Here is a 21,558-nt window from a genome sequence, read left to right as displayed (position 1 = left end):
AGGTTGTTAGCTTTTCTTGAGGTATTCATGAGTACACCCACACATTCACGATTAATTATTTTAGGTTCAGGGCCTGCAGGTTATACCGCTGCGGTCTACGCGGCACGCGCCAATCTGGAACCGCTGTTGATTGCTGGTATGGAGCCAGGTGGTCAATTGACCACCACCACTGAAGTGGAAAACTGGCCAGGAGATGCTGAAAATTTAACCGGCCCTCTTCTGATGGAACGTATGCGCAAGCATGCGGAAAAATTCGGCACTACCCTCTCACAAGATCATATTACCAAGACAAATCTTACAGAGCGTCCTTTCCGTCTGTTTGGCGGTAGTCAAGAATACACTTGTGACGCATTAATCATCGCCACGGGGGCTAGTGCACGTTATCTTGGTTTAGCATCAGAAGAAGCCTTTAAAGGGAAAGGTGTTTCAGCTTGTGCGACCTGTGATGGATTTTTTTACCGTGATCAGAACGTTGCGGTAGTCGGGGGGGGAATACCGCTGTTGAAGAGGCGCTATATCTGTCGAATATTGCGACAAAAGTTTATTTAATTCACCGTCGAAGTAAGTTTCGTGCAGAGAAAATATTGATCGACCGGCTGATGAAAAAAGTCACCGAGGGTAGGATTGTGCTACATACCGATAGTACCTTGGAGGAAGTAGTAGGTGATGATACAGGCGTAACAGGTCTACATTTAGGCAATGCTAAGGGTGGACAAGGTGAAGAGTTGGTAGTTTCCGGTGTTTTTATCGCCATTGGTCATGTTCCAAACACCACTATTTTTGCTGATCAGTTGCGATTAGAAAATGGCTATATCAAAGTACAGTCGGGTCTTGGTGGAAATGTCACACAAACTTCTATTCCTGGTGTGTTTGCTGCGGGTGATGTAATGGATCATGTTTATCGTCAAGCGATTACTTCTGCTGCGAGTGGTTGTATGGCAGCTTTGGATGCCGAGCGTTATTTAGATGGTTTAAATCAATGAGCTGATTAATGATCTGATGAATAAAACAAGACAACATGAATTGATCCAATGGTTGAAAAAGCAGAGTACACCCGCACGGCCCTGGTTACGTTTATCCATGTTGTTAGGTCTGTTGGGTGGTTTACTGATGATTGCTCAGGCAGGGTTATTAGCGACACTTTTGCAGTCTTTGATTATTGATCATCTGCCTCGCCACTTGTTGGTTACCGATCTCTGCTGGCTGTTGGTAGTATTTGTGCTGCGAGCTATTGTTAGCTGGTGCCGTGAGCGTACCAGTTTTGTTTGTGGTATGCGTATCCGTTTATTAATTCGCAACAGGGTATTGGAGAAATTGGCACAATTAGGGCCGTCCTGGGTAAGAGGCAAGCCCGCCGGTAGCTGGACGACGATTATCATCGAGCAAATTGAGGATATGCAGGATTATTATTCGCGATATCTACCACAAATATATCTTTCTGCGCTTATCCCACTATTGATTCTACTGGCTGTTTTCCCTATAAATTGGGTTGCCGGCCTGATTTTATTGACTACTGCCCCTTTGATACCCCTGTTTATGGTGTTAGTCGGTATGGGAGCAGCAGATGCCAATCGACGTAATTTTGTCGCTTTGGCACGTCTCAGTGGTAAATTTCTTGATAGTTTACGTGGTTTGGATACCTTGCGGTTATTCTATCGTGCACAGGCAGAAACAAAACAAATTGTTGAAACGTCAGAACATTTTCGCCGTCGTACAATGGAAGTACTCCGTCTCGCTTTTCTGTCATCAGCGGTGTTGGAGTTCTTTGCCGCTGTCTCTATTGCGCTCGTCGCTGTTTATTTCGGCTTTTCGTATCTCGGTGTGCTGCATTTTGGTAATTACCATACAGAAGGAGTCACGCTATTTTCCGGTTTTTTTCTGTTGCTTTTGGCGCCGGAATTTTTCCAGCCCTTACGCGATCTCGGTACCTTTTATCATGCTAAAGCACAGGCCTTAGGGGCCGCGGAATCACTGGTTACTTTTTTGACAAGTGAAGCCGAGGTGGCAATTGAGCAAGGAGATAAAAAATTATCAGGCAATACACCCATCAGGCTAGTCGCCAATGAGTTAGAAATATTAGCTGTCAACGGTACTCGCTTAGCTGGACCATTAAACTTTACTGTGCTTGCCGGACAGCGGATCGCTATCGTCGGCCATAGCGGTGCAGGGAAAAGTTCATTACTTCATTTGTTACTTGGTTTTTTGCCTTACCGTGGTTCACTCAAAGTCGAGGGGATTGAACTGAGAGAATTGAATACAGAGGCATGGCGTCATCAAGTAAGTTGGATCGGTCAAAATCCCTATCTACCAGAAAAAACGTTGAGAGCGAATATTTTACTTAGTCAACCCAATGCCAGTAACGTACAGTTACAGCAGGCTATAGATCGAGCCTATATCAATGAATTTCTTGTTGATTTACCTGAAGGACTGGAAACTGAAATAGGCGATCATGCGTCACGCCTTTCTGTCGGTCAGGCACAGCGAGTAGCGGTAGCGAGAGTCTTACTTAATCCTTGTCGCCTATTATTATTGGATGAACCCAGTGCTAGCCTTGACATGCATAGTGAACAACGGGTCATGAACGCCTTAAGCAGAGCTTCCTATGCACAAACTACCCTGTTGGTGACTCATCAGCTAGAGAATATATGTGATTACGATCTTATTTGGGTGATGGATCGTGGTATGTTGCTTCAGCAAGGTGATTACAGTACGCTGTGTCAGACTACAGGCGCTTTTGCTAGCTTACTTTCTTACCGTAGCAAGGAAGGTTAATTATGCGCCTTTTGTTGCCTTTTCTGGCGCTGTATCGTCGTCATTGGTTTCTTGCTAGCTTAGGGATAGTCATGACGACTCTAACCCTGCTAGCGGCTGTGGGTCTGCTTGCTCTATCTGGCTGGTTCCTTGCAGGTAGCGCCCTTGCTGGCTCTTCGGGGCTATATAGCTTTAATTACCTGCTGCCTGCTGCGGGGGTCAGAGGTGCAGCAATAATACGCACTGCGGGGCGTTATGTTGAACGGGTGGTGAGTCATGATGCGACCTTTCGCATATTAGCACATCTACGCTTGTTCGCTTTTCAAAAAATCTTACCGTTATCCCCGGGCGGTATCGCCCGTTTTCGGCAAAGTGAAATATTGAATTGCTTTGTTGCTGATGTGGATACTTTAGATCATCTTTATCTACGAATTATTACCCCGTTAGTCGCCGCAATGGTAATTATTTTTACGGTTACTTTTGGGTTAAGCCTGTTAGATATCAATATGGCATTAACATTAGGCGCGATTTTACTGGGTTTATTGCTGTTATTACCTGTGATTTTTTACCATATCGGTAAACCTATCGGTAGTGCTCTCACCGATTTACGTGCTCTTTATCGCTCAGCACTGACCTCATGGTTACAAGGCCAAGCTGAACTTTTGGTATTTAGCACTGTGGAACGTTTTCACACTAAGTTGGCAAATATCGAGCAACATTGGCTGGTTCGTCAGCAGCAGCAGGCGTCATTGTCTGCGTTTTCTCAAGCGTTGATGATATTGGCTACTGGCTTAACGCTTATCTTGCTATTGTGGCTGGCTGCCGAAAATATTAATTTCATTCACACTGTTAGCAATGATCAAGCAAGTGCTCTTATTGCTTTCTTTGTATTTGCTGCCATCGCGGCTTTTGAAGCATTGTCACCAGTAACAGGTGCTTTTCTACACTTGGGGCAGGTGATCACTGCCGCCAAACGTGTCACACACCTTATCAAGCAACAACCTGCAGTGACCTTCCCAAGTACAGTAATCTCGTCACCTATATCATCACTGATCACCCTGGAAATGAAACAGGTAAGCTTTACCTATCCAGACCAACCATTACCTGTCTTACAAGCTATTTCATTATCACTGGCTGCAGGGGAACATATTGCGTTGCTTGGGCGTACTGGTTGTGGCAAATCCACATTGTTGCAATTGTTAACCCGTGCTTGGGATCCGCCTCAAGGTCATATTTACATTAATAAGCAGCCCATTACCCATTTTGATGAAAGCACATTGCGCCGAATAATGGTTGTCGTTAGTCAGAGAATACATATTTTTAGCGATACATTGCGAGCCAATTTATTACTAGCTGCTCCTTCTGCTACGGATATTCAATTGCAAAAGGTATTAAACCAGGTAGGGTTACAAAATTTGTTAGCCAATGATGAGGGCTTAAATGCATGGTTAGGAGAAGGAGGGCGAGGATTATCCGGCGGTGAGCAACGTCGTTTAGGGATAGCTCGTGCACTGTTGCATTCGGCGCCATTATGGCTGCTCGATGAACCCACCGACGGGCTAGATGCAGAAACTGAACAACAAATTTTTTCGCTACTGAGGCAACACTGTCAGCGCAAAAGCTTGATACTGATTACCCATCGTCTATATGGATTGGAAACGATGGATCGTATTTGTGTAATGGATGGTGGTCGTATTGTCGAACAAGGTGATCATCAGAGCTTACTAAAAAATAAAGGTCGTTATTACCAACTCCGTAAGCGCTATGGCAGTTCACATATAATCTGAGTTCGAGATAAAAAATTTAGTCACTATTTTTTAGAACCTATTCCAAATCTTCTTAAGCGACACTCAGGCGAGGAAAAAATGGGCGAGAACGCGCAGTTTACATAGAGTAAATGAGCATTTTGAGCCCGTTTTTGACGAAGTATCAGCGAGCATAAAAGATTTCGAATAGGTTCTTAAATGAATCTAACTGGCGTTTAACCTCGATCAGGCATCCTTGACAGTGAGAGTCATGCAAAAATGTTTTTGTTTGACAGTGAGTATTGCGATAACTACAACATTGAGTCTTTTGTGTGTACGCCCAAATTTCATAATGTCGTCTCCATTGTAGGTAGGAATGGCGATTTAAACGGAGGTTTTCCATGCATATCTTGATAACAGGTGCAACAGGCTTAATTGGCCGTGCGCTTACCCAACGGCTCCTGTCTCTTTCCCACCAGATAACTGTATTAAGCCGTGATCCACGGAAAGCATTTGATGTACTCGGCAAGCAAATAACCTGTTGGTCAACATTAAATGACCAACAGGATCTCAATAACATTGATGCCGTAATCAATTTGGCGGGTGAACCTATCGCTGACAAACGCTGGACAGTTCAACAAAAAGAACGGTTATGTCAAAGCCGTTGGCAGATAACCCAGCAATTAGCGGAACTGATTAATGTCAGCAGTAATCCACCTGACGTATTTATCTCCGGATCTGCAGTAGGGTTTTATGGTGATAAAGAGCAGGTATTGGTCACTGAAGAAGAACCACCACACGATGAGTTTACCCATCAGCTATGCGCGCGCTGGGAACAACTGGCATCAACGGCAGAAAGTAGCCAAACCCGTGTTTGCCTGTTACGTACCGGAGTAGTACTCGCCGCAAAAGGTGGAGCATTAGCTAAAATGCTGCCTTTGTTTCGTCTTTGTTTAGGTGGACCAATGGGTAATGGTCGTCAATACTTTCCGTGGATCCATATTGATGACATGGTGAATGCGATTCACTATCTGCTTACTAATGATACTCTATGTGGCCCCTATAACATGGTTTCTCCCTCATCAGTGTGTAATGGGCAATTCAGTGCCATACTGGCTAAGATTTTACACCGTCCGGCATTTTTACGGGCTCCGGCCAGTATTATCCGCCTACTGATGGGAGAATCAGCAGTGCTGGTGCTAGGCAGCCAACACGCCGTTCCTAAACGCCTGGAGGAAGCCGGTTTTAACTTTCACCACTGTGATTTAGAAGGGGCACTACGGGATGTACTGCGGAATGTACCATGACCTGAATAGCATCAATCATCACACGTCTTATAGCTATACACCCCAGATGCCTTTTCTTCCATGGACAAGAAAGGGGTATACCCATCGCCATTAAAACCATTGGAAAATTTGCTCAACTAGATTAAAAATAAGGTCATGAAAATAAACTCACTGACAGCTTCTCAAAAACAAGATTTGGAACGCCTTCATCGTTACGAACACGATGGCCGTGTTCGAGATCGAATCAAAGCGGTGTTGTTGAAAAATGAAGGCTAGAATAACAAAGCGCTTGCCCAAGCATTACGTATTCATGAAGAAACAGTGAGGCAACATGTAACAGATTGGCTTTCAGACGAAAAATTAAAGCCTGAAAATGGCGGCTCGTATAGTAAGTTGAGCGTGCATGAATCTTTATTGCTTGAAAAACACATTGAAAGCACGACTTATAGCCGTGTCATCGATATCTGTGCTTATGTGGAAACCCAATTTGGCGTCTGTTACACCGTATCTGGCATGACAAAATGGCTGAAAGCGCATTGTTTTAGCTATAAGCAGCCCAAAGCGATGCTGGTTAAAGTGGATGTTGCTCGGCAAGAAGCGTTTATCGCGTCTTATTTCACTTTGCTAGAGAGTGCTCTTAAGAATGAACCGATTGTTTTTATGGATTCAGCCCCTCCAACGATGGCCACCAAAGTGGTCTGCGGTTGGATAAGGAAAGGCAAAGATAAGCCGCTGGTCAAAACAGGGGCAAAAACACGGGTTAATGTCATGGGAGCCATTGAATTGAGCACCATGAAGGTGGTCAGTGCCCGTCCTGAGCAGGTGAATTCAGAAACCACCGTCGCTTTTTTTGAGCAGCTCAAAGCTGCTTATCCTGATGCACAAAAGATACACATTATTTTAGATAATTCTGGCTATCATTGCCGTCAGCGAGTCAAAGACGCCGCATTAGAGAAGGCTATCGTACTCCATTATTTACCCCCTTATAGCCCTAATCTTAATCCCATCGAGCGATTATGGAAGGTCATGAACGAGCGTGTCAGAAACAACCGATTTTTCTCTTCAGCCAAAGAGTTTCGTGGGGCTATAGCCGAATTTTTTGATAGTACATTGGCAAAAATTGCTCCCTTTCTCAGGGGCAGAATTAACGATAATTTCCAAACCATCTAATCCAGACCTTCAAGTTGAATGAGTATAGACTGAGATGGAAGATAGAAGAATTATTCAACACACTGAAATCAGGATGTTGTGTTGAACAATGTCGTTTAAATACGGCAACCCAATTAACGAAAATGATCACACTCAAAAGCATTATCGCCTTCAAACTGATGCATATGACCAAAATGGCAGCGTTGTGTCCTGAGGCTACCTGCATCGATGTGTTGTCAAAGATAGAATGGCAAACGTTGTATTGTAGAATACAGACAACAAGCCGCCTTCCCGAGCATCCCCCACAGTGCTTCAGGCAATAACATGGCTGGGTCAATTGGGAGGATTTCTTAACCGACGTGCCGAGGGTTTACCGGGAATAATGTCGCTTTGGCGAGGGTATGAGATCCTGCAAGAAAATGTGAGATTGTTCATTATTCTTAATAACAAAAATTGTGGGTAAAAGTGAGGACTGAGGTCAGATGAATAAGGAAGTAGATATTCAATCAGATGCCCGGCCTTGCTAATGGCCTGCTGAATGTCCTGACGCTTGTGGAAACTGGCGTTAGGTGATGCCCCATTTTTTCAAGGCTTGCCAAATGGATTTAGTACACACCCCAAAACGGGCCGCGCGTTCCCGTTGGTAAGCATCCGGATAAAGCTCAACATATTTGACCAGGGCTTTTTTGTCAATCTTACGCCGACGCGAGCCAGACTGCTGTGGCTCTATTCGCCTCAGCCAACGTGTTAGCGGATCCGTGCCAATGTGGAAACGCTTCACGGTGGCTCTTATGCTCAGGCCTTCCTGCTCTCGAACACTGAGGACTTTTCGTCGAAAATCAACTGAATAGCTCATCTTTAGCTCGTTTGGATTATTTTTTTACATTGTAATCAAAATTAAAATGCATAGCTATTTAGTTAAAGTTTTGATTCCCGTATTTTGCTTTTACGATCAATCAGGGCACCAGTTTTTCGATCAAAGTAGCGAGATGGCCATATCTTGGATGGATGAATTTTCAGACATTCGGCTATCAACCATTCACCTTTAGGCCACGGTCGCGTCAAGGCGTTAGAAAGAGTGGAAGAATGTAACCCTGATTCCCTCGATAAAGATGCTATGGTGGTTCCTTTCTTGCGTAATGCAGCAATTATATCGGCAGGGTGCCAATCGGACTTCCTTTGAGTTACTGTCATCGTTAATCCTTTATTTTCTGCTGAGGTACTGGTCTATTAATGGTATAACTAACGTGATATTGTTAGGCGTATTAGGAACAAAAGATAATTGTTGGACAATTATACCATTAATTTCGATATATTTTCTAATTTTTTCTTAAAAAATTATTCTTTCCTCAACGCAAACATAGAGAAAATAAAGCCATGAAAAAAGAGTGGTTTGCAGCCAAAGAACTTACAGGCATTGCTGGATTACCTTCTTCACCACAAGGAGTCAACCTCATGGCTAAACGTCAAGGATGGGAACAACGTCGCCGCTTAGGTGTTCAAGGAAAAGCACTCGAATACCACGTAGATAGTTTGCCAGATACTGTTTTTAACCTACTGCAATTAAACGAAAATACAGCATGTTATTCTGTCAATGGAGAAGATCCGTTGGCAATATGGGTCGGAGCATTTAACCAATTGACTGAGTCTAAACGTAAAAGAATGACTAGCTTCATATTGAGTGCCGGCATTGAGAAGTTAGTCGAGCTGGTTAATAATAAGCAAATGGAAGATCTTTTAGAATCAGAGTGAAGGAAACCCTGTGACCGTTAAATTGTTAAATTTAACAGTTTTTTATATGTAAAAATTTCTAAATATTTTCTTAAAAAAAGCGATTTATAGCAAAATGAGTGATGTCCTTTAACGCTGCACAATAATCGTTCGCGGGCAGTTTTTTTAGTGCGGTAATGGCCTTGTCGATTTCTTCCTGCGCCCGTTGACGGGTATAGTCCAAAGATTTACATTCTTGCATAACCTCAAGTACCGATGTGAGCACATGGCGGCTATTACCTTGTCTAATTGCTTGGCGTATCATTGCAGCTTGCTTTTCTGTGCCATGCTGTATGGCATGTAACAGTGGTAGTGTTACTTTGCCTTCATTAAGATCATCACCGACATTTTTACCCAATGTGTTCCCCTCTGAGCTGTAATCGAGTAAATCGTCAATCAACTGAAAAGCGGTGCCGAGGTGACAGCCATAGCACTGCAACGCCAGTTCTTGCTCTGTACTGGCGCCTGCTAATATAGCAGAAGACTGTGATGCGGCTTCAAACAGTCGAGCCGTTTTATCATAAATAACAGACATATAGTCTTTTTCGGTGATATTAGGATTATTACAATTCATTAATTGTTGCACTTCACCTGCTGCTATCATATTGGTTGCTGTAGACATAACCTCAAACACCCGCATTGAGCCCAGGCGAGTCATCATCTGAAAGGCACGGGTATAAATAAAATCGCCGACCAATATACTGGCTGTATTACCAAATACAGTATTAGGGGTTTTTTTACCGCGTCTTAGATCAGATTCATCGACGACATCATCATGCAATAGTGTGGCAATATGAATAAATTCTATCAATGTAGCAATATCGATGTGCTTATCACCCTGATAGTCCAAAGTACGTGCAACGAGGAGAGCGACCATCGGACGAATACGTTTCCCGCCACTGTTGATAATGTAATCACCAAGCTGGTTCACCAATGCAACTTTGGAGTCCATTTGCCGGCGAATCATTGCGTCGACAGCAAGCATATCTTCCATAATCAATTGATTAATATGGTTTAATTTTTCTAGGTTCATTATATTATCCAGCACTTTTCTTTTTAGTTGTTTTAGCTGTGATGAGATCATTGCTCACATTAATTACACAAGACTAAGTTAAAGACTATGAAGAGACCTCTGTTGAAAGAACCTTATTGTACTGAAAAAATGCAGTAAATAAATGACATCTGAGCATACTATGTTTTTTTCTATCCTGGTACTGATTCTGTTCTTGTTATCCACACTGTTTTTGCGTAGAATTCGCGCTTTATTGTGGATATTTATGTGCGCTCTGGATTCAATAAAGTGGGGTGTACGGAAGGCGGAGCTTTATATGTACGCGGTTTTCCAAAGTGGTGGTAAACAACACCGGGTCAGTGAGGGTCAGGTCGTTCGTCTAGAGAAACTGGACATTGTAACGGGTGAGGTTATTGAGTTTGATCAGGTTCTAATGGTAGCTGATGGGGAAGATATCAAGATTGGCGTTCCTCTCGTCGATGGCGGTAAGATTAAAGCTGAAGTGCTTGCTCATGGCCGCGGTGCAAAAATTAAGATTGTTAAATTCCGGCGGCGTAAGCACTACCGTAAGCAACAAGGGCATCGTCAGTGGTTCACTGATGTTAAAATCACCGGCATCAGTGCTTAGGTTTTAGGGGAGTAAATTTATGGCGCACAAAAAAGCTGGTGGCTCGACACGTAATGGTCGCGACTCCGAAAGTAAACGCCTTGGTGTGAAACGTTTTGGTGGTGAGACGGTACTGGCTGGCAGTATTATCGTTCGTCAGCGGGGTACCAAATTCCATGCAGGTACTAACGTCGGCTGTGGTAAAGACCATACCTTGTTTGCTATGGTTAGTGGCAAAGTCAAGTTTAAGGTTCAAGGCTTGAAGAACCGTAAATTTGTCAGTGTTGAAGCTACAGTCAGTACTGACAAAGCAATGTAGATTTTTCGTGTTGTACTGAGTTCAATATAGGGCCCTGCAGAAACTGCGGGGCTTTTTTCTAAGCCCCGAACACACTAATAGCTTTATAGAATAAAACGACTTAAATCTTCATCTGTTACCAGCTTATCCAAATACTTACGAACATACTTTTCATCAATAGTGACAGACTGGCCGTGATTTTCACTGGCACTATAAGAAATATCTTCCATGAGACGCTCCAATACCGTGTGCAAACGACGCGCACCGATATTTTCGGTATTTTCGTTCACCTGCCAGGCTGCTTTGGCAATACTGTTGATGCCATCGTCAGTAAATTTGACAGTTACACCTTCTGTTGCCATCAATGCTTTGTACTGCTCGGTGAGTGAGGCATTAGGTTCGGTCAGAATGCGTTCAAAATCTTCAGTACTCAGTGCTTCTAATTCAACTTGGATAGGCAAACGTCCCTGCAGTTCAGGGATCAAATCATAAGGGCTTGCTACCTGAAAGGCACCCGAGGCAATAAACAGAATATGGTCTGTTTTTACCATGCCATGTTTAGTGGAAACCGTACAGCCTTCCACCAGTGGCAGTAGATCCCTCTGTACACCTTGGCGGGAGATATCTGCACTAGAAGTTTGGCCTCGCTTGCAAATTTTATCGATTTCATCGATAAACACGATGCCTTGCTGCTCAACGGCCTCAATAGCTTGTTTATGCAGCTCTTCTGGATTCACCAGCTTAGCTGCTTCCTCTTCAACTACCAGTCTAAGTGCTTCTTTTATCTTGAGTTTGCGCGTTTTTTGCCTGTGACTGTTCATCTGTTGGAACATGGATTGCAGGTGATTGGTCATTTCTTCCATGCCAGGAGGCGTCATAATTTCTACTCCTAGCGATCCCACTGCCAAATCAATTTCGATTTCTTTATCATCAAGCTCGCCTTCACGCAGTTTTTTACGAAAAGCGGTGCGAGCGGCGGAAGGAAGCTCCGGTTTTTCTTTGGATTTCGAATTATCTTTTGCCGGTGGTGTAACCAAAACATCCAGGATGCGCTCTTCGGCTAATTCTTCGGCACGTGGACGCATTTTCTCGATAGATTGCTGACGTGCCATTTTTATCGCGGCATCGGTCAAATCACGGATGATGGAATCAACTTCCTTACCCACATAACCGACTTCGGTAAATTTTGTCGCTTCGACCTTGATAAAGGGCGCGTTGACCAGCTTGGCCAAACGACGAGCAATTTCGGTTTTACCCACACCTGTTGGACCAATCATCAAAATATTCTTTGGTGTCACTTCATGACGTAACTCTTCATTCAACTGCATACGCCGCCAACGGTTACGCAAGGCGATAGCAACAGCACGCTTGGCTTTGTTCTGGCCGACAATATGGCTATTTAACTCATCAACTATCTGGCTCGGGGTCAGTTCCTGTGGATCAATTGCAGACATATTTTTCTATTCCTTGCGCTTTAAAGGCGAATTCTTAATTTTTGCACCACGGCCATGAGCACGCGCTTTAGTTTCGATCTTACCGTTATCGACTAAAGGGACCTCTTTCTCGATATCTTCACAAATTAACTCTTCGATGGTTTGATTGAGGTTAGTATAGATACAAATCTTCCCCGCAATACTCAGCGATTTTTCCACAATCTCCCTGGCACTTAACTGAGAATTTTCGAGCAGCGCCATTGCTGAAGACTGGGCATAGGGACCACCAGAACCAATAGCAATCAAATCTTTTGCAGGTCGTACGACGTCTCCAGTACCGGTAATGATCAGGGATGATTTTTTATTTGCTACCGCTAATAAAGCTTCAAGACGGCGTAGTGAACGATCAGCGCGCCACTCCTTTGCTAATTCAACAGCAGCTTTATCTAAATTCCCTTGATGTGCTTCCAGTTTACCTTCAAACAACTCGAACAAAGTAAAAGCATCCGCAGTACCACCAGCAAACCCTGCGAGCACCTGATTATGGTAAAGACGACGTACTTTACGAGCATCACTCTTCATCACCGTATTACCTAAGGTGACCTGACCATCACCACCGATCACTACCCTTCCATTAAGACGTACACTCACAATTGTTGTCACGAACAACCCCTTGTTGCAGACTAAATGAGCCTCGTGTTATGCCAAAAAAGCGGTGTTTCCAACATGATGCTTTCTCAACGATAACACGGGGTATATTTGAAAATCATTTTTAAGCTGTAGATGGGGGAGAAATGATATTTTTCAACCCCCACAGAGAGGGCAATACAACCTGACACCTCAGTATCTTTGAGACGTCGCAACATCGTATCTATGCTAGCACGGCTGCTATAAGGGCCAAGTAGAACACGATTCCAGCCGTCACTGGAGGTAACTTGGCTTTCAATGCCATCAAAAGCCAGTTTAGCCCGGATCGATTCAGCCTGATCCACTGTGCGGAAAGAACCACATTGTAGTAGCCAACTCTGTACTTTTTCTTTTTCCAGTTTGGGTTTTGGTGTCGTCACCGACGGTGGCTCCATTATTTGACGAGAGGGATCATGAGTTAGTGGTGATAGCAAGCGAGCCTCACTACCTGAAGAAGGTTCTGTCGGTTTTGCGACCCCAATCTGGCGATTTTCTAATTCTTTAATATAGCGCCAACGCTCTTCTGGTAATGGAGGTAATCCAGTCACAGTGTGAGGATTACGATTTGGCAATAACGGCGGTTTATCTACTTTGTTATGGCTGATGAAATAAAATCCCGCAGCAAACCCCACCGATAGTACGACAGCCAGAACCAGCACGATTTTAGCCATGCTGCCACTGTTGACTCTCTTTGGGCGGCCAGTTTTACTCCGGGATGTTGCCAAGCGTTCTCGGCTTACATAATCTTTTTGTGCCACTATTTTTGCGCCACGTTTTTGAAGATGAAATAGATTCGTTATGTTACTTAACTCTCGAATATTTGCCTAGACATGTTGTCACTTAACCCTATTTCGTTTTAGGGTAATCCTTGTCAACGGCACAAATAGAGGAAAAATATAACAGCCAATAGCTGTAACAGAAATTTACATTCAAATAAAATATTACTTTTAGTAAGCAATAATAAGATAATTAATTGCTAATTTATTAGTTATTATATAAAAAGCTGATGTCAAAAAAAATATTCATTTTATCATGATGTTAATTCTTTCTTTGCTGACAAAAAACACTGCTTCTACGAGCCATATCGCAAAATAGATAGATAACCGTATTGGCTCTACCTTGACAAGGTTTCAAAACCCTCCGTAAACTCTTTAAGTGGGTATTTGTGGGTTAAAGTGGTGAAAAGGTAACTCAGCTATGTTCCGTGGTGCAACGATGATAAACCTCGACAACAAAGGTCGGCTCGCCGTGCCTACCCGGTATCGGGATTTGCTCAATGAGGGAACACAAGGCCAGATGGTCTGTACTATCGACTTGCATCAGCCCTGTTTACTACTTTATCCATTGTCTGAGTGGGAAGTGATTGAGGAAAAACTCTCTTACTTATCCAGCATGAACCCATTAGAACGCCGTGTTCAGCGTTTGTTATTGGGACACGCCAGCGAATGTCAGATGGATGGTTCAGGCCGATTGTTAATCCCCAACACTTTGCGTCAACACGCAAGGCTAAGTAAAGAAGTCATGTTAGTCGGACAATTTAACAAGTTTGAACTCTGGGATGTACAGATTTGGTACCAGCAAATAAAGGAAGATGTTGACGCAGAACAGCTCCAACCACTGTCTGAACGATTACAGAATTTTTCTTTGTAGTTAGGGTAAATAAACGGCAGGATAAAGCAAGATCATGATAAATGAATAGAATGGTAACTCATTATGAGCATACGAGCGTATTGTTGAATGAAGCAGTAAATGCCCTCAATATTCGCGATAACGGTATCTATATCGATGCTACCTTTGGTCGTGGAGGTCATTCTCGTCAGATCCTCTCGCAACTTGGTCGGGAAGGGCGTCTGATTGCTATCGATTGTGATCCACAAGCGATAGCAGCGGCGAAATCCATCGTTGATCCTCGTTTTACTATTATCCAAGGTTCTTTTTCTGATTTAGCACACTATGTGCGCCAACGGGATCTTGTTGGGCACATTGATGGCATATTATTCGATCTTGGTGTGTCATCCCCCCAACTTGATGATCCACAACGTGGTTTTTCTTTTATGCGTGACGGTCCACTGGATATGCGTATGGATCCTTCCCGTGGTGTGTCTGCAGCACAATGGCTGCTGAAAGCGGAAATAGACGAAATTGCCTGGGTACTAAAAACCTTTGGTGAAGAACGTTTTGCCAAACGATTGGCTCGCGCCATTGTCGAACGTAACCAACAACAACAACCGATGACCAACACTCTCGAACTGGCTCACCTAATTGCTAATACCATTCCTCGGCGTGAAAAACATAAACATCCGGCCACACGTAGCTTTCAAGCGATTCGCATCTACCTCAATAAGGAGTTAGAAGAAATCACCAGAGCATTAGAGGCAACACTTGAAATTTTGGCACCACAGGGGCGGTTATCGGTAATTAGCTTCCATTCACTGGAAGATCGCATTGTAAAAAATTTTATTCGCCAACACAGTCGTGGGCGACAAATTCCTCCTGGTTTGCCGCTGACTGAAACACAATTACACAACTTGGGTGGACGTGATCTGAAATCACTCAAAAAAATGATGCCTTCAAAAAAAGAGGTGGAAACAAACCCACGGGCGCGTAGCTCAGTACTCCGTTTTGCAGAAAAACTGTACTAGACTTCTTGCAAAACCGTAGCGAGGGGTGTGAAGAGGAAGAGAAGGAATAACGCATGACAAGCCATGAGCAACCAAGTTTAATCAAAGTGATAACAGTGGATTTTATCCATAGTGCCAAGATTCCATTGATATTATTGGTCATGATATTGATATCAGCAATGCTCGTGGTCACAACGACTTACCGAACTCGTTCATTAACAGCAGAACGTGAGCGGCTCATTCTCGAAAGAGATGCTCTCGACATTGAATGGCGTAATCTGATTCTGGAAGAAAATGCATTGGGTGCTCACAACCGTGTTGAACGTATCGCCAGCGAAAAATTAAAAATGCAACAGGTTAATCCATTGCAAGAGAACATTGTAATAAAAAAATATTTTTGATCTCAATCTTGATGTTAGTTTCAAATAGGCTCTAGAAAATGAAAACAGTGCGTCCTACGAACAAATTAAAACGTCAGGAACGGCAAATTAGCTTTATTGGCTGGCGTTTTGCTTTGCTCTGCAGTTGCATCCTGTTGGCGATGATGGGGTTAATGATACGTACGGCTTACCTACAAGTGATCAGTCCAGAACAATTGGTACGTGAAGGTAACATGCGTTCACTACGAGTACAAACGGTACCCACTGCCCGTGGCATGATCAGTGATAGATTGGGACGGCCCTTAGCCGTCAGTGTACCGGTCGATGCAGTATGGATCGACCCAAAAGAATTACTTGAACATGGCGGGATCACCCAGGACACACGCTGGCAAGCGTTGTCGGATGCCCTAGACATTCCGCTTGATCAACTGACTAAACGTATCAACACCAACCCTAAAGGACGTTTTGTCTATCTAGCGCGTCAGGTTACCCCTACTATTGGCAATTACATCGATAAATTGAAATTACCTGGTGTCTATCTGCAGCAAGAATCACGCCGTTATTATCCTGCTGGCCAAGTAATGGCACATATTATTGGCGTGACTAACATTGATAGCCAGGGTATTGAAGGAGTAGAAAAAAGTTTTGACCGTTGGCTCACTGGTCAGCCTGGTGAACGTACGGTACGTAAAGACCGTTATGGAAGAGTCATCGAAGACGTCTCTTCCATTGACAGTCAGGCGGCACATAATTTGATACTCAGCGTCGATGAACGTTTGCAAACGTTGGTATATCGAGAATTAAGTAACGCGGTAGCCTTCAACAAAGCGGAATCCGGCACAGCCGTCCTGGTCGATGTCAACACCGGTGAAGTACTAGCCATGGCTAACAGTCCTTCTTACAATCCAAATAAATTAACCGGTACCACCAAGGATGCAATGCGCAACCTTGCGATAACCGATATTTTTGAACCGGGTTCAACGGTAAAACCTATGGTGGTGCTGGCGGCCTTGCAGCGTGGTTTGGTGAAAGAAAACAGCGTATTAAATACATTGCCATTCTACATCAGTGGTCACGAGATTAAAGATGTTGCGCGTTATGCTGAGCTATCAGTTACCGGGATTTTACAAAAATCGAGTAACGTCGGTGTTTCCAGACTGGCGTTAGCGATGCCTCCTTCGTCATTAGTCGAAACTTATTCTCTCTTTGGTATTGGTAAAGCCACCAACCTGGGATTGGTCGGCGAAAGAAGCGGTTTATATCCGAGCAGACAACGTTGGTCTGACCTGGACAGAGCTACTTTTTCTTTTGGCTACGGGCTGATGGTAACTCCGTTACAGTTAGTACGTGCTTATGCAACCATCGGTAGTCTGGGAATTTATCGCCCCCTGTCGATCATCAAAGTCGATTCATCTGTAACAGGTCAACGCGTTTTTCCAGAACCACTGGTACGCACGGTGATAAATATGATGGAAAGTGTGGCTTTACCTGGTGGTGGTGGTGTCAAAGCCGCGATCAGAGGTTATCGTCTTGCGCTTAAAACAGGTACAGCCAAGAAAGTCGGCCCTGACGGCAAATATATCAAAAAATATATCGCTTACGCTGTGGGCGTGGCCCCAGCGAGCAATCCCCAGTTTGCTTTAGTTGTGGTGATTAATGATCCGCAGGCAGGAAAATACTACGGAGGTGCGGTCTCTGCTCCGGTGTTCGGTGCCATTATGGGCGGAGTACTGCGTACTATGAACATTGAACCCGATGCGTTACCGATAAATGATCAAAGCAAACTGGTTATTAATAAGAAAGAGGCTTCAGGTGGCAGATCGTAATTTACGTGACTTGCTCGCTCCCTGGGGGCTTGATGTCCCCACGCTCCCGCTACGGGAAATGATATTAGACAGCCGCCATGCTGCTGCTGGGGATGTTTTTATTGCCGTTGTCGGTCAGCAAATAGACGCGCGTTGTTATATTCCACAAGCCATCGCTCGAGGTGTCGCTGCCGTTATTGCTGAGGCAAAAGGGGCAGAAGCACACACAGAGACCAAAGAAGTCGCCGTTACTCCTCTGATAACTGAAATACAAGGCGTACCTGTGATCTATCTTCATGATCTCACACGACATTTATCTCAGTTGGCCGGTTTTTTCTATCCACAACCAGACACCGCATTAGAATTGGTTGCTGTCACCGGAACTAACGGCAAAACGACAATCACACAATTGTTAGCACAGTGGAGTCATGCTTTGGGAAAAACCAGTGCCGTATTGGGCACCTTGGGCAGTGGCCTACTAGGGCAACGGCTAAAGCAAACAGAAAATACTACCGATTCTGCGGTTGCTATTCAGAAAATGTTGCACGGTTTACGGATGCAAGGGGCGAATTTTGCCGCGATAGAAGTTTCTTCCCACGGTTTAATACAACATCGGGTAGCAGCATTATCTTTTGCCGCCGCTGTGTTTGCCAATTTAAGCCACGATCATCTCGATTATCATGGTGATATGGTCAATTATGAGGCGGCAAAATGGCGACTTTTTTCTACTCACAATGTCAAACAGCAAATAATTAATGCTGATGATGAGGTCGGTCATCGTTGGCTAGATAAGCTGCCTGATGCAGTGGCGGTGACGATGCAGGATAAAACCCTTGTCAGCGGCAGAAAACGTTGGTTGGCGGCGCAAAGTATCAGCTATCGGACTGAAGGAGTCATTATCAATTTTGATTCAAGTTGGGGGACAGGGTATTTGCAAAGCCGCCTGCTAGGTGAATTTAATGTTAGCAATCTATTGATTGCCTTGGCGACACTATTGGCGCTCGATTATCCGTTAGCACGGCTGATTGCCACAGGGTCACAATTGCAGCCAGTTTGTGGACGGATGGAAATATTTAATGCGTTAGGTAAACCAAAGGTAATAGTGGATTATGCACATACTCCTGATGCATTAGAAAAAGCGCTAATAGCTGCCCGGTTACATTGTCAAGGACAACTCTGGTGTGTCTTTGGTTGTGGTGGAGGTAGAGATAAAGGTAAACGTCCACTGATGGGAAGTATTGCAGAACAACTGGCCGACCACATCGTGTTGACGGATGATAATCCGCGCAACGAAGAAGCACATGCGATTGTAGCGGATGTTCGCAGTGGATTGCTCGATGCTAATCATGCGTTGGTGATCCATGATCGGACAGAAGCGTTAACCAGAGCCATTATGCAGGCAAAAGAACAGGATGTGGTTTTAGTCGCCGGTAAAGGACATGAAGATTACCAATTAGTGGGTAGCCGTCGGTTTGAATACTCTGACCGCCTGACCGCCACTCGGCTATTGGAGATCAATGTATGATCACACTTTCCTTGCGACAACTAGCACAAGCGCTCAATGCTAAACTTATTGGCACACAACTGACTAACGACAAAATCGAGATCACACAAGTTGTCATTGACAGCCATCGAGTGACGACGGGTTGTCTGTTCGTTGCTTTAAAAGGTAAACGCTTTGATGGGCATGATTTTGCAGCCAGTGCCATTGCTGCGGGTGCCACAGCCTTGTTGGTCAGTAGACCACTAGATAATAACCTTTTGCCATTCAAGATCCCGCAACTGATTGTGGCAGATACCCGTATAGCGCTAGGGCAGCTTGCTGCTTGGCTTCGTCAAGAGTTACCAACCCGAGTTGTGGCTATAACCGGTTCTTCCGGTAAAACATCGGTAAAAGAAATGGTCGCGGCGATTTTGTGTCAGTGCCGAATCAATGCAAAAAAAGGCAGTACTGTGCTGTATACCGCCGGTAACGCAAACAATGATATCGGTGTACCACTGACGTTATTACGTTTAACGCCAGAACATGATTTTGCCGTTATTGAATTGGGTGCCAATCATTTAGGTGAAATTGCCTACACCACCGCTTTAAGCCGCCCTGAAAGTGTATTGGTAAATAACTTAGCCGCTGCTCATCTGGAAGGATTTGGTTCTCTGTCCGCTGTTGCTCAGGCTAAAGGGGAAATTTTCACTGAATTACCACCAAAAGGGACTGCCATTATTAATGCAGACAGTCACGACTGGCCGCGTTGGCAACGGTGTTTATTGCATCAACAGCGTGTTTGGCGTTTTGCACTGGATGCGAAGGAGGGTGTTGATTTTTTTGCCACTGATATCCGTATTCAAGCGCAGGTAACGCATTTTACTCTGCATTCACCGCAGGGCACTACAGAGATTGCATTATCATTGCCTGGCCGACACAACGTTGCTAATGCACTGGCGGCAGCAGCGTTGGCTATGTCAGTGGGAGCTGATTTGCCAGCGGTACGTCAAGGGCTCGCGCAATCCCAAGCAGTGACTGGACGATTATTTCCCATCCCACTGGCAGTGGGGAAATTACTGCTAGATGACAGTTATAATGCCAATGTGAGTTCTATGACCGTCGCAGCACAGGTACTTGCCGATATGCCGGGTTATCGCGTTATGGTGGTCGGTGATATGGGGAATTGGGAGAAAAAGCAGCAGACTACCACCGCCAGGTTGGTGAAGCGATTCGACAAGTGGGGGTGGATAAGGTGTTGAGTGTCGGGAAACTCAGTCAGCAGCTTAGCAGTGCCAGCGGTAACGGCGAACATTTTCAGGATCAACACGAGTTAACGACGCGTTTAGTCACATTGTTGCTTGAACACCCGATGATCACCGTATTAATTAAAGGTTCACGCAGCGCTGCAATGGAAAAGATTGTGCACACGCTTCAGGAGAAAACATTATGTTAGTTTGGCTAGCTGAATATTTAGTGAAATTTTATTCTGGTTTTAATGTCTTTTCCTATTTGACGTTTCGTGCCATCGTCAGTTTACTCACCGCTTTATGTCTCTCTTTATGGATGGGGCGACACCTGATTGCTTGGTTACAGAAACTACAAATTGGTCAGGTCGTTCGCAGCGACGGGCCAGAATCGCATTTTAATAAACGCGGTACTCCCACGATGGGAGGATTGATGATCCTGCTATCGATCATTATTTCGGTGTTGATGTGGACGTATCCTACAAATCCTTATGTCTGGTGTGTGTTGTTTATTTTATTCTCCTACGGTGTTATCGGATTTATTGACGACTACCGTAAAGTAGTAAGTAAAAAACCTAACGGTTTGATTGCCCGCTGGAAGTATTTTTGGCAATCAGTCATTGCGCTAATCGCTGCCTTTGCCATGTATAGTATCGGTAAAGACACAGCGGCGACTCAACTGGTCGTGCCATTCTTTAAGGATGTTATGCCACAGTTGGGCTTACTGTACATTCTGCTGGCTTATTTTGTTATCGTCGGCACCAGTAACGCAGTTAACCTCACGGATGGGCTTGATGGCCTAGCGATTATGCCAACGGTATTCGTTGCTGCTGGTTTCGCCCTGGTCGCCTGGGCGACAGGTAACGTAAATTTCGCCCATTATTTACACATTCCTTATTTGCGTCATGCCGGCGAACTAGTGATTGTTTGCACCGCCATTGTCGGCGCAGGCTTAGGCTTCCTGTGGTTTAATACTTATCCCGCTCAGGTATTTATGGGCGATGTCGGTTCACTGGCGCTGGGTGGCGCATTGGGCACCATCTCGGTATTGCTACGGCAAGAATTTTTACTGGTCATTATGGGCGGTGTATTCGTGGTTGAGACTTTATCAGTCATTTTGCAGGTTGGGTCTTTTAAATTGCGTGGGCAACGTATTTTCCGCATGGCACCGATCCATCATCATTATGAGCTTAAAGGTTGGCCAGAACCTCGGGTGATCGTGCGTTTCTGGATTATTTCACTGATGCTGGTATTGATCGGGCTGGCAACACTTAAGGTACGGTAGTT

Annotated in this window: 18 protein-coding genes and 4 pseudogenes; 16 read left to right on the top strand and 6 right to left on the bottom strand. The window is 44.5% G+C overall.

Translation table 11 applies throughout. The features are described from left to right. The first annotated feature begins 27 nt into the window (after positions 1-27). The 6 genes and pseudogenes from trxB to CCS41_RS15695 all read left to right on the top strand — a co-directional run bounded on the left by trxB (position 28) and on the right by CCS41_RS15695 (position 7,254). Positions 28-983: pseudogene (gene trxB / locus CCS41_RS09715) on the top strand (thioredoxin-disulfide reductase). A 16-nt stretch (positions 984-999) separates the two neighbouring features. Next, positions 1,000-2,772 carry a heme ABC transporter permease/ATP-binding protein CydD gene (gene cydD / locus CCS41_RS09710; RefSeq protein WP_072550301.1) on the top strand — a complete coding sequence of 591 codons (1,773 nt, stop codon included), beginning with the start codon at positions 1,000-1,002 and terminating at the stop codon, positions 2,770-2,772. 2 nt (positions 2,773-2,774) lie between these two features. After that, complete coding sequence (cydC, locus tag CCS41_RS09705; RefSeq protein WP_072550302.1) at positions 2,775-4,538, top strand: heme ABC transporter ATP-binding protein/permease CydC; 1,764 nt, start codon at positions 2,775-2,777, stop codon at positions 4,536-4,538. A gap of 359 nt (positions 4,539-4,897) precedes the next feature. After that, complete coding sequence (locus CCS41_RS09700; RefSeq protein WP_072550303.1) at positions 4,898-5,803, top strand: TIGR01777 family oxidoreductase; 906 nt, start codon at positions 4,898-4,900, stop codon at positions 5,801-5,803. 135 nt (positions 5,804-5,938) lie between these two features. Continuing rightward, positions 5,939-6,952, top strand: a pseudogene (locus CCS41_RS09695) (IS630 family transposase). A 14-nt stretch (positions 6,953-6,966) separates the two neighbouring features. After that, entirely contained in the window at positions 6,967-7,254 is a 288-nt protein-coding gene (locus CCS41_RS15695) for a transposase (protein WP_162860052.1), read from the top strand. 242 nt (positions 7,255-7,496) lie between these two features. Here the strand turns inward: CCS41_RS15695 and CCS41_RS09685 are convergent, their stop codons facing one another. Next, complete coding sequence (locus CCS41_RS09685) at positions 7,497-7,787, bottom strand: IS630 transposase-related protein (protein WP_072550670.1); 291 nt, start codon at positions 7,785-7,787, stop codon at positions 7,497-7,499. Positions 7,788-7,849: 62 nt separating this feature from the next. Further along, entirely contained in the window at positions 7,850-8,125 is a 276-nt protein-coding gene (locus CCS41_RS09680; protein WP_072550671.1) for a helix-turn-helix domain-containing protein, read from the bottom strand. A 183-nt stretch (positions 8,126-8,308) separates the two neighbouring features. Here CCS41_RS09680 and CCS41_RS09675 point away from each other — a divergent pair, with 183 nt between their 5' ends. Continuing rightward, complete coding sequence (locus tag CCS41_RS09675; RefSeq protein ID WP_072550672.1) at positions 8,309-8,683, top strand: DNA-binding protein; 375 nt, start codon at positions 8,309-8,311, stop codon at positions 8,681-8,683. Between the two features lie 70 nt (positions 8,684-8,753). Here CCS41_RS09675 and ispB read toward each other — a convergent pair whose 3' ends face one another. Beyond that, positions 8,754-9,734: an octaprenyl diphosphate synthase gene (ispB, locus tag CCS41_RS09670; protein ID WP_072550673.1), complete on the bottom strand. Its 981-nt coding sequence runs from the start codon at positions 9,732-9,734 to the stop codon at positions 8,754-8,756. 295 nt (positions 9,735-10,029) lie between these two features. On the opposite strand from ispB, the gene rplU reads away from it, so the two are divergent. Together rplU and rpmA are read left to right on the top strand one after the other, a co-directional pair. Beyond that, entirely contained in the window at positions 10,030-10,341 is a 312-nt protein-coding gene (gene rplU / locus CCS41_RS09665) for a 50S ribosomal protein L21 (protein WP_072550674.1), read from the top strand. A 19-nt stretch (positions 10,342-10,360) separates the two neighbouring features. After that, complete coding sequence (gene rpmA / locus CCS41_RS09660; protein ID WP_072550675.1) at positions 10,361-10,639, top strand: 50S ribosomal protein L27; 279 nt, start codon at positions 10,361-10,363, stop codon at positions 10,637-10,639. A gap of 83 nt (positions 10,640-10,722) precedes the next feature. Here the strand turns inward: rpmA and hslU are convergent, their stop codons facing one another. From hslU to CCS41_RS09645, 3 genes and pseudogenes are all read right to left on the bottom strand, one after another. Beyond that, positions 10,723-12,072 carry an HslU--HslV peptidase ATPase subunit gene (gene hslU / locus CCS41_RS09655; protein ID WP_072550676.1) on the bottom strand — a complete coding sequence of 450 codons (1,350 nt, stop codon included), beginning with the start codon at positions 12,070-12,072 and terminating at the stop codon, positions 10,723-10,725. Positions 12,073-12,198: 126 nt separating this feature from the next. Next, a pseudogene (gene hslV, locus CCS41_RS09650) lies at positions 12,199-12,714 on the bottom strand (ATP-dependent protease subunit HslV); the annotation flags it as partial. Between the two features lie 74 nt (positions 12,715-12,788). Next, positions 12,789-13,496: an SPOR domain-containing protein gene (locus CCS41_RS09645; protein WP_205411415.1), complete on the bottom strand. Its 708-nt coding sequence runs from the start codon at positions 13,494-13,496 to the stop codon at positions 12,789-12,791. Positions 13,497-13,935: 439 nt separating this feature from the next. Between CCS41_RS09645 and mraZ the strand changes: the two genes are divergently transcribed. The 7 genes and pseudogenes from mraZ to mraY all read left to right on the top strand — a co-directional run bounded on the left by mraZ (position 13,936) and on the right by mraY (position 21,556). Continuing rightward, the gene (gene mraZ / locus CCS41_RS09640; RefSeq protein ID WP_072550677.1) at positions 13,936-14,388 is read left to right on the top strand and encodes a division/cell wall cluster transcriptional repressor MraZ; all 453 of its coding nucleotides are present in this window, start codon (positions 13,936-13,938) and stop codon (positions 14,386-14,388) included. 50 nt (positions 14,389-14,438) lie between these two features. Then, positions 14,439-15,380, top strand: coding sequence for a 16S rRNA (cytosine(1402)-N(4))-methyltransferase RsmH (gene rsmH / locus CCS41_RS09635; RefSeq protein WP_072550678.1), 942 nt, complete (start codon positions 14,439-14,441; stop codon positions 15,378-15,380). A gap of 53 nt (positions 15,381-15,433) precedes the next feature. Continuing rightward, on the top strand, positions 15,434-15,760 hold the full coding sequence (gene ftsL / locus CCS41_RS09630) for a cell division protein FtsL (RefSeq protein WP_072550679.1): 327 nt from the start codon (positions 15,434-15,436) through the stop codon (positions 15,758-15,760). A 38-nt stretch (positions 15,761-15,798) separates the two neighbouring features. Beyond that, a complete protein-coding gene (gene ftsI / locus CCS41_RS09625) occupies positions 15,799-17,565 on the top strand; it encodes a peptidoglycan glycosyltransferase FtsI (RefSeq protein WP_072550680.1) in 1,767 nt (588 codons plus the stop codon). Further along, entirely contained in the window at positions 17,510-19,069 is a 1,560-nt protein-coding gene (gene murE / locus CCS41_RS09620; RefSeq protein WP_420836473.1) for a UDP-N-acetylmuramoyl-L-alanyl-D-glutamate--2,6-diaminopimelate ligase, read from the top strand. Before ftsI ends, murE begins: the two co-directional genes overlap by 56 nt. After that, positions 19,066-20,480: pseudogene (gene murF / locus CCS41_RS09615) on the top strand (UDP-N-acetylmuramoyl-tripeptide--D-alanyl-D-alanine ligase). The gene murE and the pseudogene murF overlap by 4 nt, the downstream one beginning before the upstream one ends. After that, positions 20,474-21,556: a phospho-N-acetylmuramoyl-pentapeptide-transferase gene (gene mraY, locus CCS41_RS09610; protein ID WP_072550683.1), complete on the top strand. Its 1,083-nt coding sequence runs from the start codon at positions 20,474-20,476 to the stop codon at positions 21,554-21,556. The pseudogene murF and the gene mraY overlap by 7 nt, the downstream one beginning before the upstream one ends. The last annotated feature ends 2 nt before the right edge of the window (positions 21,557-21,558 follow it).

The sequence above is a fragment of the Candidatus Fukatsuia symbiotica genome (assembly GCF_003122425.1).
GTDB lineage: Bacteria > Pseudomonadota > Gammaproteobacteria > Enterobacterales > Enterobacteriaceae > Fukatsuia > Fukatsuia symbiotica.
The sequence above is the reverse complement of the archived record's forward strand: the minus strand, read 5'-3'. Positions and strand labels throughout refer to the sequence as shown.